16 protein-coding genes and 1 pseudogene are annotated in these 15571 nt (G+C 52.9%); 7 read left to right on the plus strand and 10 right to left on the minus strand.

The genetic code is table 11. From position 1 onward, the window contains the following. Positions 1-24 precede the first annotated feature (24 nt). From RC74_RS20785 to istA, 7 genes are all read right to left on the minus strand, one after another. Entirely contained in the window at positions 25-279 is a 255-nt protein-coding gene (locus RC74_RS20785; protein ID WP_038999847.1) for a hypothetical protein, read from the minus strand. Positions 280-322: 43 nt separating this feature from the next. After that, complete coding sequence (arsB, locus tag RC74_RS20790; protein ID WP_038999848.1) at positions 323-1333, minus strand: ACR3 family arsenite efflux transporter; 1011 nt, start codon at positions 1331-1333, stop codon at positions 323-325. Beyond that, entirely contained in the window at positions 1330-2595 is a 1266-nt protein-coding gene (arsJ, locus tag RC74_RS20795; protein WP_038999849.1) for an organoarsenical effux MFS transporter ArsJ, read from the minus strand. Before arsJ ends, arsB begins: the two co-directional genes overlap by 4 nt. Continuing rightward, positions 2592-3590 (minus strand): ArsJ-associated glyceraldehyde-3-phosphate dehydrogenase, encoded by a 999-nt coding sequence (locus RC74_RS20800; protein ID WP_038999850.1) that lies wholly within the window; start codon positions 3588-3590, stop codon positions 2592-2594. The genes arsJ and RC74_RS20800 overlap by 4 nt, the downstream gene beginning before the upstream one ends. A gap of 6 nt (positions 3591-3596) precedes the next feature. After that, positions 3597-4439 (minus strand): arsenate reductase/protein-tyrosine-phosphatase family protein, encoded by an 843-nt coding sequence (locus RC74_RS20805; protein ID WP_038999851.1) that lies wholly within the window; start codon positions 4437-4439, stop codon positions 3597-3599. Between the two features lie 450 nt (positions 4440-4889). Next, complete coding sequence (gene istB, locus RC74_RS20810) at positions 4890-5642, minus strand: IS21-like element helper ATPase IstB (protein WP_062628126.1); 753 nt, start codon at positions 5640-5642, stop codon at positions 4890-4892. Further along, the gene (gene istA, locus RC74_RS20815; RefSeq protein ID WP_062628125.1) at positions 5639-7135 is read right to left on the minus strand and encodes an IS21 family transposase; all 1497 of its coding nucleotides are present in this window, start codon (positions 7133-7135) and stop codon (positions 5639-5641) included. Before istA ends, istB begins: the two co-directional genes overlap by 4 nt. A gap of 163 nt (positions 7136-7298) precedes the next feature. On the opposite strand from istA, the gene RC74_RS20820 reads away from it, so the two are divergent. Next, positions 7299-9152 carry a vWA domain-containing protein gene (locus tag RC74_RS20820; protein ID WP_156477536.1) on the plus strand — a complete coding sequence of 618 codons (1854 nt, stop codon included), beginning with the start codon at positions 7299-7301 and terminating at the stop codon, positions 9150-9152. A 65-nt stretch (positions 9153-9217) separates the two neighbouring features. On the opposite strand, the gene RC74_RS20825 is transcribed toward RC74_RS20820, so the two are convergent. Continuing rightward, entirely contained in the window at positions 9218-9778 is a 561-nt protein-coding gene (locus RC74_RS20825; protein ID WP_039002802.1) for a hypothetical protein, read from the minus strand. 211 nt (positions 9779-9989) lie between these two features. Here RC74_RS20825 and RC74_RS20830 point away from each other — a divergent pair, with 211 nt between their 5' ends. From RC74_RS20830 to RC74_RS20855, 6 genes are all read left to right on the plus strand, one after another. Further along, positions 9990-10568 carry a hypothetical protein gene (locus RC74_RS20830; RefSeq protein ID WP_039002801.1) on the plus strand — a complete coding sequence of 193 codons (579 nt, stop codon included), beginning with the start codon at positions 9990-9992 and terminating at the stop codon, positions 10566-10568. 52 nt (positions 10569-10620) lie between these two features. Next, a complete protein-coding gene (locus tag RC74_RS20835; protein WP_039002800.1) occupies positions 10621-11127 on the plus strand; it encodes a hypothetical protein in 507 nt (168 codons plus the stop codon). Continuing rightward, the gene (locus tag RC74_RS20840) at positions 11124-11474 is read left to right on the plus strand and encodes a hypothetical protein (protein WP_039002799.1); all 351 of its coding nucleotides are present in this window, start codon (positions 11124-11126) and stop codon (positions 11472-11474) included. Before RC74_RS20835 ends, RC74_RS20840 begins: the two co-directional genes overlap by 4 nt. Before the next feature lie 64 nt (positions 11475-11538). Continuing rightward, positions 11539-11928, plus strand: coding sequence for a hypothetical protein (locus RC74_RS20845; RefSeq protein WP_156477537.1), 390 nt, complete (start codon positions 11539-11541; stop codon positions 11926-11928). Between the two features lie 34 nt (positions 11929-11962). Then, positions 11963-12427 carry a hypothetical protein gene (locus tag RC74_RS20850; RefSeq protein ID WP_039002796.1) on the plus strand — a complete coding sequence of 155 codons (465 nt, stop codon included), beginning with the start codon at positions 11963-11965 and terminating at the stop codon, positions 12425-12427. A gap of 87 nt (positions 12428-12514) precedes the next feature. Next, entirely contained in the window at positions 12515-13078 is a 564-nt protein-coding gene (locus RC74_RS20855; RefSeq protein WP_156477538.1) for a hypothetical protein, read from the plus strand. A 542-nt stretch (positions 13079-13620) separates the two neighbouring features. Here RC74_RS20855 and RC74_RS23825 read toward each other — a convergent pair. Together RC74_RS23825 and RC74_RS20865 are read right to left on the minus strand one after the other, a co-directional pair. Further along, positions 13621-13785, minus strand: a pseudogene (locus tag RC74_RS23825) (DEAD/DEAH box helicase family protein); the annotation flags it as partial. 60 nt (positions 13786-13845) lie between these two features. Next, positions 13846-14706, minus strand: a complete 861-nt coding sequence (locus RC74_RS20865) for an acyltransferase family protein (RefSeq protein WP_039002792.1) — start codon at positions 14704-14706, stop codon at positions 13846-13848. Positions 14707-15571 lie beyond the last annotated feature (865 nt).

Raw genomic sequence — 15571 nt, forward strand, 5'->3', positions numbered from 1 at the left:
GCCATCAAGAACCAGAGCCACTGATCAGGATCGGATCGGACCGTCGATTGCCGTGAGTAGCGAAAATTTGGCTGATGACAGTTTGTAGCAGCTGTCGAAGGTCTCGCATCGCAAGCACTCTTCCCACTCTTTTGTATCCGCGTTTGGTGTGCGCTTTGGTCCGGCCAACCCGCGCGGGATGGTATTATATCCAAAGACTTTGCCACTCACGGTCCCGTTCTCTGCACCGCCACCTAAGGTCTCAGGAAACATCGTTCCATAACAGGATTTTTGGGTCATCTCTGACGCTCCTCTTTATTGAGCTCGTTTCATTCCTTGCGCGTCAGGGCGCAAAGCGTGCTCGTGTGCGATTGGCAAATGCCACCAGCGTTAGCATTACCGGCACTTCAACCAGAACCCCCACAACGGTTGCGAGGGCAGCACCCGAGTTCAGACCAAATAGACTGATCGCTACGGCAACGGCCAGTTCAAAGAAATTCGACGTCCCGATTAAGGCGCAGGGTGCCGCAATGCGGTGTGGCACTTTCAATGCGAACGCTGCTGCGTAAGCGATTGCAAAGATACCATAGCTTTGCAGAATGATCGGCACCGCGATCAACACGATGATGAACGGCTTGGACACGATCACCTGGCCTTGAAGTCCAAAGAGGATCATCACGGTGACGATCAAACCCACCACCGAATAGGGCTTTACGCGCACCTGAAACGTCTCGATTGCCGCCTCAGACCCGAGGCGATGGCGTGTGATCAGACCTGCGGCAAGTGGCAGAGCGATGAACAGCAAGACCGACAGGACCAAGGTTGACCATGGAACAGTTATGTCGGTGACACCCAGCAGGAAGGCCACGATTGGCGCAAACGCGATGACCATGATCAGATCATTCACTGACACCTGTAAAAGCGTATAGGTTTCATCTCCGCGTGTCAGTTGTGACCAGACAAACACCATCGCCGTACAGGGTGCCGCACCCAGCAGGATCAAACCGGCGATGTATTGCATCGCATCTTCGGGCGGAATCCATGGCGCAAAAACATACTGGAAAAACAGCACGGCCAATGCCGCCATTGTAAAGGGCTTGATCAACCAGTTGACGACAAGAGTGATCATCAATCCGCGCGGTTGTTTTGCCACGTCTCGCAGCGATCTGGGATCAACGCCGACCATCATCGGGTAAACCATTGCCCAGATCAGCACGGCGACAACCAGATTGACGCTGGCCACTTCTGCCGCCGCAATTGCATTGACCAAACCGGGGGCAACATTGCCCAGAAGGATGCCAGCCCCCATTGCCATCGCGATCCACAAAGAGAGATACTTTTCAAAAATATTCATGCGGTGACCTTATCATTTTCTGGAGCTTTAAGCTGTGCGGTTCCCAGCCAGCTCAGACCAATCATCACGGCGGCGGTACCAAGACACAGTGGTATCCCGCCAATCTGATACGTGAAACCGGACAGGACTGTGCCAACCAATCGGCCTGCAGCGTTGGCCATATAGTAAACTCCGACATCCATCGTGACCCGTTTTGCATCCGTAAAGCTAAGGATGAGAAACGAATGCAGTGCTGAGTTTACGGCAAATATGCCGCCAAAAACCAACAAACCCAGGACAATCGTTATGGTCAGGATATTGGATGGTTCGGGGACCAGCCAGACCAGACCCGCAAGAAACCCAGGCACAATGATCAGCAGACCAACCCACCGTTTTGCCAGTGCCAGTATCTCAGCCTCTGTCCGCGATGACGCTTTCAGGATACGTGGTGCCCAGCCTTGGACGATGCCGTAAAGGATCGTCCAGACCGCCATGAACGTCCCGATCATAAAGAATGCTGCGCGATTACCCTCGGTACTGCCGTCCGACAACACCGCATAGAAATAGATCGGAATGCCAACCACGAACCATACGTCCCTTGCTCCGAAGAGGAACAACCTTGCCGCACTGAGCCAGTTGATGTTGCGGTTCTTGGAAAACACGTCCGAGAATTTCGCGTCCTTGCGGCCCACAGGCAGGCCCGTTGGCATCCCAATCACAACGGCAATCAGGATGACAAACAGAATTGCCGCCATCGTCAGCACGGAAGGGACGAACCCAAAGACAGCCAGCAGGACCGCACCCAATAAAAAGCCGCTGCCTTTCACGGCATTCTTTGATCCAGTTAGAATGGCCACCCAGCGGAACAGCCCCCCGCCCGTCGTTGGGGCCAAAATCTTGACGGCACTTTTGGAGCTCATCTTGGCCAAATCTTTTGCGACGCCAGACAGGCCCTGCACCAGCATAACAAACACCACAGAAGCAGTGATGCTCCACGCGGGATCAAGCTGCGTGAGCGCCAAGAGCGCCACAACCTGCAAAGACAGACCTGCATAAAGCGTCGATGTCAGACCGAACCGTGCCGCGATCCACCCTGCGGACAGGTTGGTCACCACACCTGCGATCTCATACAGCACAAACAGATAGGCCAATTGCACCGGCGAAAAGCCAAGCGTGTGAAAGTGCAGCAGAACAAGCATCCTGAGCGCACCGTCAGTCAACATGAACGCCCAATATGCCGCCGTCACCGTCATGTAAGCTGCAAATCCTGCAGGCCGTGTCACAGTTTGCCGCCAACCATCAGAGCTACATCGACCAGACGGTACGCATAGCCATATTCGTTGTCATACCAGGCGTAGACTTTGAGCTGGGTGCCGTTCACGACCATGGTTGAGGGCGCATCAATGATGCCGCTGCGCTGATCATTGGTGTAGTCCGAGGAGACAAGAGGCCGCGTTTCATAACCAAGGATACCCTTCAACGGGCCTTCGGCGGCAGTTTTGAAGAGGCTGTTCACTTCATCCACAGTCGTTTCACGCGCCATTTCAAACACGCAGTCGGTGATGGAGGCGTTCAAAAGCGGCACCCGCACGGCGTGGCCGTTCAACTTGCCCTTCAGTTCAGGGTAGATCAGCGTGATCGCCGTAGCGGATCCCGTTGTCGTCGGGATCAGGTTCGTCAATGCAGACCGGGCACGGCGCAAATCCTTCGCAGGGCGGTCCACAATTGTCTGCGTGTTGGTCACATCATGGATCGTCGTGATCGAGCCATGCTTGATGCCGATCCCTTCCAGCAGAACCTTCACCACAGGCGCAAGGCAGTTGGTCGTGCAGCTTGCCGCCGTCACAATTTGGTGGGTGTCCGCGTCGTAGATATCATCATTAACACCATAGACGATATTGGCCGTTGGCCCGTCTTTAACTGGCGCAGAGACGACAACTTTTTTCACGCCCGCTGCAAAATACGGGGCCAGTTTGGCCTCTGTCTTGAACGCACCGGTGCAATCAATCATCACATCTACGCCGTCCAGTGGCAGGTCTTCCAGATTGCGTGTGCTGGTGACGGGAATACGTGTCCCGTCAATGCTGATCGAACTCTCGTCAGCATCGAACGTCGCAGGCCACCGCCCATGGATTGAATCGAATTCCAACAGATGCGCATGCATCGCAGGATCGCCTACCGCGTCGTTGATAAAAGCGATCTTTGCGCCGCGCTCCAAGAGCGGGCGAAGGGCGAGTTTGCCGATGCGGCCGAGGCCATTGAGAGCATAAGTGGTCATATCTGATTATTCCTGTTTGGCTGTTTCTTTGCCGATTTCATCGACACGTTTTTGTAGCGACCCACGGTCCAAATTCTCGAACGACAATGCGGAGAATGCTATGATACGGTTGTGCAGCGCCCCGTAGGTCTGGTGGAATGCGAGCCTCTTTTCCGCGTCGGTTCCTTCGGCCTTTACGGGGTCCGGCATACCCCAATGACCAGAAACGGGCTGACCCGGCCAAGTGGGGCATTCTTCGTTGGCGGCACGGTCACAGACGGTAAAGACAAAATCCATCAGCGGTGCGTCACCACCTTGGAACTCCTCGATGTTCTTGGACCGCAAAAGCGACACGTCGTGTCCCTTTGAATTAAGCATTTCCACCGCAAAAGGGTTCAGCTCTGAGCGATGCGCGGTGCCTGCCGAATAGGCTGTGAACTTATCGCCCACCCTATCGCGCAAAATGGTCTCGGCAATAATCGAGCGGGCAGAGTTTCCGGTGCAAACAAAGAGGACGTTGAACGTCTTGTCAGTCATGGGAGAGATACTCCAGAGAAGATCAGAAAATTGTGGTGGGCAAATGTCCGCCCGACCGCGACAACAGTCGACGAAAAGCCCCGCAACAACCTCGCGGGTTGCGTCGAGATTGATGGCATAGAGTAGGCGCGTCCGGTCCCGACGCTGTGAGATGAGACCTGCCTGAGTCAGGGCAGACAGGTAGACCGATGCGGTGCTGGCCTTGAAGTCCAAGGCTTCGGCGATTTCACCAGCTGGCAGTTCATCTGGGCAGCGGCGCATGAGCAGCCGGAACACCGCCATCCGCTGGGGATGACTGAGGGTTGCGAGTCGATCTGTAAGTAATGATTCCATGTTTCATGGATATTAGAAATAATGAAGTGCAGTCAAGCAAACTCTTGCCCGAGGCATCCAGTACAAAATAGCAACCTCGCGCCTATTAAGCCCTTTATCGGAATGGTAGCACCTTCCCGAAAGTAGCCATTGGCGCAGCCGCAGCGAAAGCTCACTTTGTCCCGCGTAGCGGTCATTCAAACAAAGCGCGGCGAACGGCGGCTCTCCGCCCTTTAAGTCGAAATATGCATGGTGCAGCATTCGGTCCCCTTCCTTTTCCCATGAATGTCGCGAACGGCTCATTCCCGCTGTCAATCGCAGAGTAAAAAGGGACCAGATCGCGGCGTAAAATTGGTCCACTGAGTTCTCGGATGTTCTGCGCTTTGGTGCGCGTGCCCCCAAATAGCTAACGCGTGCCAAAGCGCATGTTGCCCCATGGGCCAACATTGTTCTGATCTTGATGTGTTTTGACTACTGGCGGTTCTTACGACTGTGTTTGAGCCTATAGCTTTCGCCGTTCATCTCAAGGATGTGGACGTGATGTGTCAAACGATCCAGCAAGGCTCCCGTGAGCCGCTCTGAGCCAAAGACTTCGGTCCATTCATCAAAGGGCAGGTTTGAGGTTATGATGATGGAACCACGTTCGTAGCACTGCGAGATCACCTCAAAGAGCAATTCTGCGCCGGATTTACTCAGAGGAACGAAGCCTAATTCATCAATGATCAACAGATTCTGGCTCGTCAGTTGCTTTTGCATGCGCTGCAATCGGAGCTCATCTTGGGCTTCTATCAGATCATGAACCAAGGCTGCCGCCGTCGTGAACCGTACTTTCAACCCTCTTTGGCACGCGGCTAATCCAAGTCCTAAAGCTATGTGGGTCTTGCCCGTTCCCGATGGGCCGAGGGCAATAATGTTTTCTCTGCGATCCACGTAGTCACATCGAGCCAAGTCCATCGTCAGTGGCTTGTTCAAGCTGGGCATGATCTTGAAGTCAAAACTATCCAGGCTTTTGGTGCTGGGGAACTTCGCCGCTTTGATCCGCCTTTCGATCATCCGCCGTTCGCGGTCAATTAACTCCATCTCGCACAGACGCGCCAGATATTGGATGTGGTCCTTATTCTCAGCAGCACAGATTTGGGCTTGTTTTGCGTACTCTCCTTGGAACGTTGGCAAGCGCAACTTCTTGAGGTGGTGGTGCAGAAGGATTTGGGGAGCATCTGTCATGCCGTGGCTCCCAGCAGGCTCATGTAACTGGATGGGCGTGTCGTGCCGACATTGGCCTTAGGCAAATACGGGTAGAAGTCCAAATCCAATCGCGGTGGCCGCTTCTCAATACGGCATAGCACAAGGTGTTTTACGGCATCATAGCCAATAGCGCCCAGATCAATGGCATGCTGGATTGCGCCTTGCACAACGTCCATCTCGAATGTTTCCAAAAGGCGCAGAACTTGAACGTATTCTCGCTTGCCCGGTTTGCCCATTCTGGCTTCGAGCAGTCGGTGCAGGGTGGCGAAGGCATCCGGTAGATTCCAGCCCTGCAAAGGGGCTGCCTGATCCAAAGCCCCCACCTTCTGCTCAATCAAGGGCAGGAAGTGGAGCGGGTCAAAGATCATATCCGCGGATAGGTAGGATCGTTTGTGCCGTGCAACGATCTCGTTACCGCAGCCGATGATAACCTCATGTACAAACCCACGCACATGAACATCGTGGTGTGCATAAGCCACCGGCACCGAGTAGTCATTGCTGCGATAGCGCACCATCGAGATCGAAGTGGCCCGTGTGTTGACATGGTCGCAGGCTTCATATTCCGCCACGGGCAACCCCATCAGCGCATCAAAATCGGATACCAAACGTTGACCTATGGTTTGGGTGTGGCCGCGCAAAGTATCGTCCTGACGTGCTAAACACTTCGCTTCCAGATGGGCGTTCAAATCATCAAAGCTGTCACAACGCGGCGCAGGGACCATGAAGTTGCGACGCGTATATCCAACCATGCCCTCAACGTTGCCTTTATCGTTTCCTCGCGCTGGTCGCCCGAACTTGTCATCGAACAGGTAATGGGATTGCAGCTCAGTGAACCGACGTGTGCGAATACGCGTTCTGTCCCCGAGTATCCGCGCAACGGCGATCTTGGTGTTGTCGTAGAGAATGGACTGCGGAATACCATCAAAGAACGCAAAGGCGGACACATGGCCATCGCAGAATGCTTCCGTCGTCTCGGCAGGGTATCCCTTAACGAACACCGCATCAGAATGCGGTAAGCTCATTACAAAAAAATGGATCTTGCATTCCACGCCACCAATCACGCCAAGTGTCTCACCAAAATCAACCTGCGCGTGGCCTGGCCGATGCGACAACGGTACAAACACCTCTTTAGTGCGTCGCTTTTGTTCGCGAACGTAATAGGTCACTGTCGTCAAGCTTCCCGCGTACCCGTGTTCATCCCTCAAACGCTCAAAAATACGCTTGGCGGTGTGGCGCTGCTTTTTGATCAGGGCCTTATCTGTACGCAGTATATTATCGATGACACCAACATAATCATCAAGCGTTGGGCGACGCGGGGCTTCTGAACGCCGATAACCAGGAGGGAGCTCATGCCGCAACATCTTGGCTATCGTTTTGCGATCCTTGTTGAAATAACGCGCCGCTTCTCGAGTAGACATCCCGTCCTTCAAACAAGCACGGCGCACACGATTATAAATATCCACAGAATACATCTCCCGCCCTCCGAATAAACGAAGGACACAAACTGGCGGATTTTTACTCCGCTACAACTGCGATACGCAGCCGCTTCTGTGGCCCATTATTGCTCCGCGTTTTACAAATGCCGCAAATGGCGAGACGAAAATAGACTTCGCGCCACAGGTTTGGGCGAGGTATTTGCGTATTGAGATGTCGACCCAAACGCCTGCGGAATACTTGCGCATTCCCGAACAATTGCGCGTCTTTGAGGCGGCATCAACCACGCAACAGCCGTCAATTCTGGGCGAATGGGGCGAATTTTCGCAGGCATCCGCCTATGAGCGTGACCACGAGGTTGCACATATCGCGCTACCCGCGCCAACAGGTGGTGCCACGGCAGAACTGGCTGTGACATTGCCGCCCGCCGATATCATCGCGTCCTCTGTGCGTCGCGGGGGCAATGCCGATTGGTGGCGCATCGCGGCGCCCGCCGAGCAGCGCGAATTGCGTGTCATGCTGGACACGGACCAACAGGGCGGCGCACATCCCGCCCTATTTGATACCGCTGGCGGGGTCATCCCAATGCGCCGTGCAACAGCAAAAGAGGCCGAGGATCGTGGCATGGCGATGCCATTATATCTGGCGGTTCTTGAGCCGAACCAATCCTACAATCTGCGCATCGAAGAACCGCTACGCCCAATCATTATTGTTTGGGACACCAGCGGGTCAACGGGACCCTATAAGCCCGCGATGCAACGTGCGCTGCGCGATATTGCCTTGCAGGCCGACCCTGACCGCGACTTGATCGGTTTTCTGCCATTTGGCGGATCGTTTTTGGGGGAGGGATTATTGGGCGCCCCTGAATTGTTGATCCGCAGGCTGGGGATGATCGCCCAATCAGGGAATTCCAGCAATTCAGAAGGCGCGTTGATACAGGCCAGCGACATGCTTGCCGATCAGGACGGCGTGCGAGGGATCATTTTGATCACCGACGCCGCCACAGGCCAAGACGCGCCACTGTGGGAAATGCTAACCAAAGTGCGCCCGCGTATTGGTGCGCTTGCGATCCCGTCAACGGGGGCATTTGGGCCAAACCCCGACCGCGAACGTGACCTGATGGAAAACTGGGGCCGCGTGAACGGTGGTTTTTATCAGTACATTTCAACACAGGCAGATTTTACCGAAGGTTTTGCCCGCGCAGTCGACAAAATGCGCGGACCTAAGCCCTATGAAATGCGGGTCACGCTTGGGCCTGTGGTCGCACAACCCGACGGGCAATTGCGGGTTATTGAAACGCTAGCCGAACGGGACGCCGCTGCGCCGCCAAATTCAAGTCTGCTGATTTTGATTGATACTTCTGGGTCGATGTTGCAACGCATTGATGGGCAACGCCGCTATCAAATTGCGCAAACGGCACTGTCGCAATTGGTAAAAAGCGCGGAAGCGCGGGGCATCGCGATCGGACTGCGGCAATTTGGCGTTGCACCAGATGCATGCGATTCAGCACTTTTGGCACCGATTTCCCTGTACGCGCTCGAAGACATGGCGGGGATTCTGAACAAAATCTTGCCGCAGAACAATGCGCGCACACCGATTGCAGCGGCGCTTGCCATGGCGGGGAATGATTTGGCAAATGCGCAGGGTGCGCCCCGTATTGTGATTTTGACGGATGGCGAGGAAACCTGCGATGGTGACCCCAAACAGGCGATCTTGGATCTGGCTGAACAAGGGATTGCTGTGCGTATAGATATTGTTGGATTTGCAATTGATGATCCTGCTTTGTCGGACACATTTGCGGATTGGGCCGCTGCGGGCCAAGGGCAATATGTAAATGTGTCTGATCTTGCGTCCTTGGAACGGGCGCTGCTGGACGCGAGCCAAACCCAATACCGCGCTATCGCCGTTGACGGGTTTACGGTGTCTGGCACGGTTTCGGGGGATGCGGTCGCGTTGCCTGCGGGACGGTACACATTGATGATTGATGGCCGCGACGGGGAGACCACAATCGATATTGAACCACAAACGGAATTGCTGATCGACCTTACGAAATAGGGGCGGTGGTCAGATGAAAATGGGTGCCGCTTGCCCTTTTTGGCGAAGAGGCATATTTTTATCCGCTATTTTTCCAGCAAAATATACGGCGGCAATAATGCGCTAAAACTGCCGTTGATTTGCATTGTCCGCGCTGGGTCAAATTCGCCATCTGCAAGCGGCTCGCGATAATGGGCAGCCGCTTCAAAACTGCCTTCAACGAAGAACCCCTCGTCACGCTCTTCAAATGTTATGAGGGAAAGGACGATATCGTTGGCCTCATCTTCCGACTCGCTTGCCATCCAGCCAGATTTCCATGCGTCTGACAAATACATCACTCCAGCGTTAAGCGGGATCAATTGGCCACCAACAGACATAACCTCGAAACTGAACAAAAGGCTATCTTCGGAAATTTTCACACTATCTTCGCTTGGTTGACCCCAAAGCTGAAAAGACTGCAAATTCGCAACCGCTATCGACAAGCCAAAGGATTGGCTTTCGTTGTCTTGCGCGGTTAAAAACCATGTGCGTTCTTCGCCGTCGAGGGTGGCGGTGATATTGCCGAATACGTCTTGTGCAAATGACACCGTCGGCGCGAGGGCAAGAGCAGCAGCAATGACAGCGTTGTGAAATGATGAAATTGGCATGTATGTTCCAATCAGTGAAAAGTGAAATGGTCGTTGGCCAAACAGGTGGCCCTATTAAAGCGTAGCGCCCAACCCGCCAGTCTGCCAACAAATTCTTCAGATCCAGACACTAAGATTTTCAAGGTCGTGATTTTCTATGACGTATTTTTAAAACTGCATGCTAAGCTAAACTTTATAGACTCCATTTCTTATCGCTTCAGGAGTATTCAAAATGTGTTTCAAGCCCAGCATTGCCCTTGGTCTATCCCTTCTTTGCCTAGCATCTCCGACCTATTCAGCGCCAGATGATGCGTGCAACTATGGGACCCCAGACGCATGGGCGCAGGTTGACGCGACGATCGTGGGCTCTTGGCAGATCGTGCACCATGCGGGCTATGTTATTGCTGGCCCGACGACGATGCCGTTCCCTGCAAGTGGCGACATCGAGACGATGCAGATTGAAATGACGTCTGATGGCCGCCTCATCGGCACCCACCCCGAGGCACCGGCCCCGATTGAATTTATTTGGGCGGATGAACCACCATGGAGCTTTGAGGCCCATGCAAAAGCTGATGGCGCACCTGCGCCCTTGCTATCGTCAACCGATGTGGAATCGATGATGGGCTGTAAGGTCGATGATCTCGCGCGGTTGATCGGTCATTCGCAGGTGACAATGAACGGCGTAACAATGGATTTTACGCTGCGATTAATGATCCTTGGCGCGACGTCGATCTATGGCATTTTCCAGACCTCAAGCATTGTAAACGGCGTTTCGGTAAAAAGTTGGCGCGCTGTGACAATGACGCGATAATCAGTCGCGCGATGCTGTATTTGATAATTGAAATGACAGCGGAGATTTAAGGATGACAAGCTTCGGGCGAAACACGTTGAAAACACTCGGCATCGCGGCGTTGCTGGTGCTTGCGGTGCCTGCTGCTGCGCAAAGCGAACACGAGCCGCTGACCGAAGACGAACTGCGGAGTTTGGTTCCATTTGGCGCAGATGACATCCTCAAGCTGGCGGATTGCGGGAAAAAATCCTACCCGACCTGCACCTATGTTTGGGGCAACTTTGATAGTGACGACGAAGCGCGGATCAAAATGGGCGGCAAACCTAGCGGTGAAAAACTCATGACGGTTTTTGCGCAGGCAAGCCGCATTGAGGATTTTGAAAGGGTGGTTTCCGTAACACCTGACGCGCAACCTGTCGAAGACGTCGGTATCGTCGCAATCTGGTCTGCAAATCGGCGCCAGCTTTCGTTGATGACCGAGGACTTTTTGGTAGTCCACGTAAATGTTGACGCTCGTAGTATTGAAGACCCCAAGGCAATCGCACTGCAAATTGCAGACTATTTGATGGAGCAAGAATGATGCGTCAGCTTTGCTTAACAATTGCTCTCACCTGCATCGCGCCGATCGGGGCTGTTGCAGAACAGCAGGCGATCAACGACGGCATTTACGATGCTTATGATTGTTCCGTCCCAATCAGCGATCAACGCGTCGAAATTACGGGTAACAAACTCGCCTTTTATGAATCGTCTTGCGATCTTTCAAATCCGCAATCCATTCTCGGTCTTGAACGCACGACCATTTTTGATGCGGACTGTCAGGGCGAAGGCGAAACATGGACCACGCGATTTATTCTAAAGCAAACCCAAGATGGCGGGATCGCAATGATGGATGAAACGTGGGGCGATCATTATGCTCGGTGCAATTAGCCCGTTTTGTACCAACCCAAACGTTCCAGCCACTGCTTTATTTTCAAACCAAAATGAGGACAAAATGACTAAATTTTCAAAACTTTTGACTTTCCTATTTTGCGCCACAGCACTGGCTGCATGTGTGACCGAAAATGAAACACCCTCAGCAGCGATGCCTGAGACGGGAATGGCGCGCCTTACGGGCGAGGCGACTAGTGTGGCAAAGCTAACGCCCGCATTGGCCAGCAAGGGCCTAACGATGCAGCCGATGCCAGATAGCCGCACAGCCGCGATTGCGCGGTTTTGCAGCGGCGGCGCAGAGGCTTTAGTTTTGACAAGCGCATTCACGGATTCCGAAACTGACCGCTGCGCCGCTGCAGGTGGTCACTGGAGCGCGGTATTTGCTGACGGCATGCCCACATGGCTCGCGCCAAACTTCAAATCAAATTTTGATACATTTAACGGGCTTTGATCATGGCACTTAAAAATAAATCAAAGAGCCGACAATGAACAGATTTTTTGGAATGATCTTCTCAACGGCAGCGGTGTTTGGATTTTCAAATATCCAGCTAACAGCACAAACGGCCACGGCGACCTTTGAAATTAGCGCCAAGATGCAGGGCGGATGCCAGCTGATGGGTGCCTGCGCATTTTACACGCTGTCCCCAAATGGCACAATAACCTATACGCTACCTGGAAGTTTCGGAGGTGAACCTAAGCAAAAAACTGGCGTATTGAGTACGCAGGATTATATTGCTTTGATACAACCGCTAACCGCCGACCGCTTGCAATCACTCGAAAGCTCTGTGTTCACGGGGGTTTGCCCATCATATAATGACGGCGCAGATTACATCTTTGAAATCACACGCGACGGGCAAAAAACGCAATTAAAAACATGCGGAAATGCGCTGACGGACGATCCGCAGATCGACACGCTCATTAGCTTTTTCGGCTTATTTACCGTGAGTTGACCAAATAAGACGATCTGTAATGGCGAAGGCAGAACACAGCGGTCACCTATCATGTCGGCCGAAGATATTCATATAAAGGATAATAAGATGCGGGTAATTTTTGCAGTCATCGCTGCAGGCATCCTTAGCCTCATAATGCCAAACTTTGCTGCTGCGCAGGAGGCAACTGGGCAGATCACCACGCAGATTGACGGCAAGGATTTTGTGTTCACGATCATCAGCCAAGCGGACGCGGCATTGGGCCTCGATGACGCTGATGCGAAATCCGCGTTTGCCCCGCAGTCGGAACAGTTTGCGGGCATCGTATCTTTGGCGCTTTGGGCTACCGAAGAGACGAGCGGGATCCCGTTAATGCTCAATATATTTCACCGCGTTTCGGGAGAACCCACAGAGGTAGATCAATTTTTTTCGGGGTTTCTCTTTTACGCCGAGGGCGGCGAAGAATGGGGTTGGGTCGCGGACCTATCGCAGGATGGATCAACGATAAGTGTAGAAAGGTACGTCGAAACAGAGACAAGCGCCACTGTGGCTGGTCAATTCAGCACAACTGCCTATTACGAAGCGGCTGATCAGGACGAACCTGATCTTAGTCGTAGCATCAGCATTTCAGGGAGGTTCGAGGCAGTCCTTCCGCGTATAGACACGCACTGATACGAGTAGTGTTTTTGATTTCAGAAATGTGAACTTAATATTCACGCCACCTTTCCACTAAAAAACGGTGCTTTTGCCAGGTGCCGTTCAAGATTCCGAACGTGTCTGACACCAATATTGCCAACAAAGCTAAACTTCAGGGGAGCGGCGGCTAATGAACGAAATGACTGCTAGGTTGCGCCTGACAAATCAGCGCATTTGCAGCATTTTTTAAGCTGCGAGCGCACGCAGCGCGAAAACTGAATTCGCACAATGGGCTCCTTGCCGCCATTCGCTGCGGCTTGATCGAAAGTCGGCTGTGGGCCGTTCGCTACGGTCAACACCATGGGCGGGTTGCCGACTTTCGCTGCGGATCGTGCTAAGGTCTGCTTTGCGAATTATTGGCGCTACAGGCCAAGCGAGCTCAAGATAAAATCTTTGCTACTCCACAAAACGATGGCTGAGAGTGTTCCAGTTAACATCGCTGGCATACCCTGCTTCCATGTGTCGAAAATCAAATGGCACCCGAGGGCTCCTGTCGACGTTCCAAGTAGCGCTAAGCTGTCTTCAATCCCGTCGCGTAGGGCGTAGGTGTAAACGGGTTCGCCAAAGTAGGAATAGGTATCGGCGTTCACTTTGCGCTTTGGAGTTGCGGTCAGGCCAAGCTGAACAGCGGGTTCAAAATACTCCAACACTTTGCCCCATGTGCTTTCGTCCTTGGCTTTGCCCGGTTCTATCCCGATTGCAACTTTCAGTCTCGCTGCGACTTTCACAAGGATAGAGCACCGCTAGTTGGGTGAAGTGGCCTTTGGCGAAAGCAACATTTTCATATGGATCAACGTCAGAGCGATGCACAAAGATACCGTTGCTACCAAAATAGCAGAGGCCAAGCTATTTTTTTCAAGCGGCACGGTTCGTTGGAAAACTGAAAAAACCAGAGGGTGGACCAGATAAATGCCCATCGACGCAGCGGCTAGTTTCTTGGAAATGGGCGTTCGGGGAACGATTATCCAACCACAGGCTATAATAGACAATGCTGCTAGCGTGGTTTGCAGCAGACCTGCCGTCCATCCGAAAACGAAGGAAAGGCCCGTGAATGCACAGACGATCGCGACCCTGCGAGAGATGGCAGCCAAGCTAAAGCCTAGGCAGACCGCTGGAGCCACATGCGCCCATTGTGCGAGCGGAATGGGCAGGTTTTGCTCCTGAATATAGCCTTGCAATACCAAAGCAACACAAAACGCGACCACGCCTACCGGCATCGCTCCCATGCGGGTCAGAGGCCAGAGAAGTAAGCAGATTGCAAAAGCGAAGGGGAGAAACCAGAGATGAATGGCTGGACCTGTGAGCAGCATATATGGGGCGAACTCATCTGACAGAGTTGTGTCAGCGACCGCGACCTCAACCAGCTTTAAGACCCCATACACAGCAGACCAAGCAAGCCAAGGTTTGAGTAATCGCTCCGCGCGGCCATTAATGTATCTGAGAAAATCGGCACTCGCCGCCGATTTCCAGCCATTATATATAATCAGCATAAGGAAAAATGGTAAGGCCGCGTAGCCGATCGTAGCCCCGAATGAGCCTGCGTGGAATACCACAATTCCAACGGCTGCGATAAACCGCGCATAATCATAACTGGCTGTGGACACAACTAATTTCTCCTATTAGCGTCACCTATGGCTAAAAAATTGCACTCATGCTGCCTTGCAGACTACCTGCGGTCCCATCCTCGGGCAATCTCCTGCAGATGTTGCATAGCAAGGCCGCTTAAGTGTTGCATTTGTGATACCACTAATGGGATGACCGACCCTAGCTTTCTCCGGCTAGACTGAATGAAACGGTATCCAGCGCTTTTCCCTCAACTCCCGCCCGACGTTCTTCTGTGCTTTTGAGCCATGCTGGTAACCGCTGTTTCTCACCGCTGATTACGCATGTGTTGTTTTGGTCACCGGTGTCGCCGGACACTCGGTAAGGCGCTCCAGCAGATTATTTATTAAAAAACCGTCGCCCGAACCGGCCAATGCGATAAGCGAAGCTGATGAAGCATTGAAATTGGATAGCAACATTGATCAAGGAGCATCAGATATTAAGCTTAGCTAGAGTGTTGCGTCGATTAGTTGAAGCCGCCGGAAGAAGCAGACCTTCCGCGACTATTTGCCAAGGTCGCTACACAACGTCTATATATTGCCCTGTAGACTATACAATGATCAAGGTTATGTCGTTTGTTTGATGAGTTACAGAGCTGTGTATTCAGTAGGTGGTCACCCACGATAGGCGACCCGACACTGTTGGGTTGGATAACGGTTTTTTCCTATGTAATAGCCGGTCTTTTGACTGCATTGGTTCTCATACGTCGATCTTCAAACCAACGTGCTTTTTGGTTTGTTATGACCGTCTTCTTAGTCTTGTTGTCAGTGAACAAGCAACTGGACCTACAAACGGCATTAACCGCGTTCGGCCGGTGTACTGCGAAAACGCAAGGTTGGTACGATCAGCGCCAAACCGTTCAAGTGA

Source organism: Falsihalocynthiibacter arcticus (genome assembly GCF_000812665.2).
Lineage (GTDB): Bacteria > Pseudomonadota > Alphaproteobacteria > Rhodobacterales > Rhodobacteraceae > Falsihalocynthiibacter > Falsihalocynthiibacter arcticus.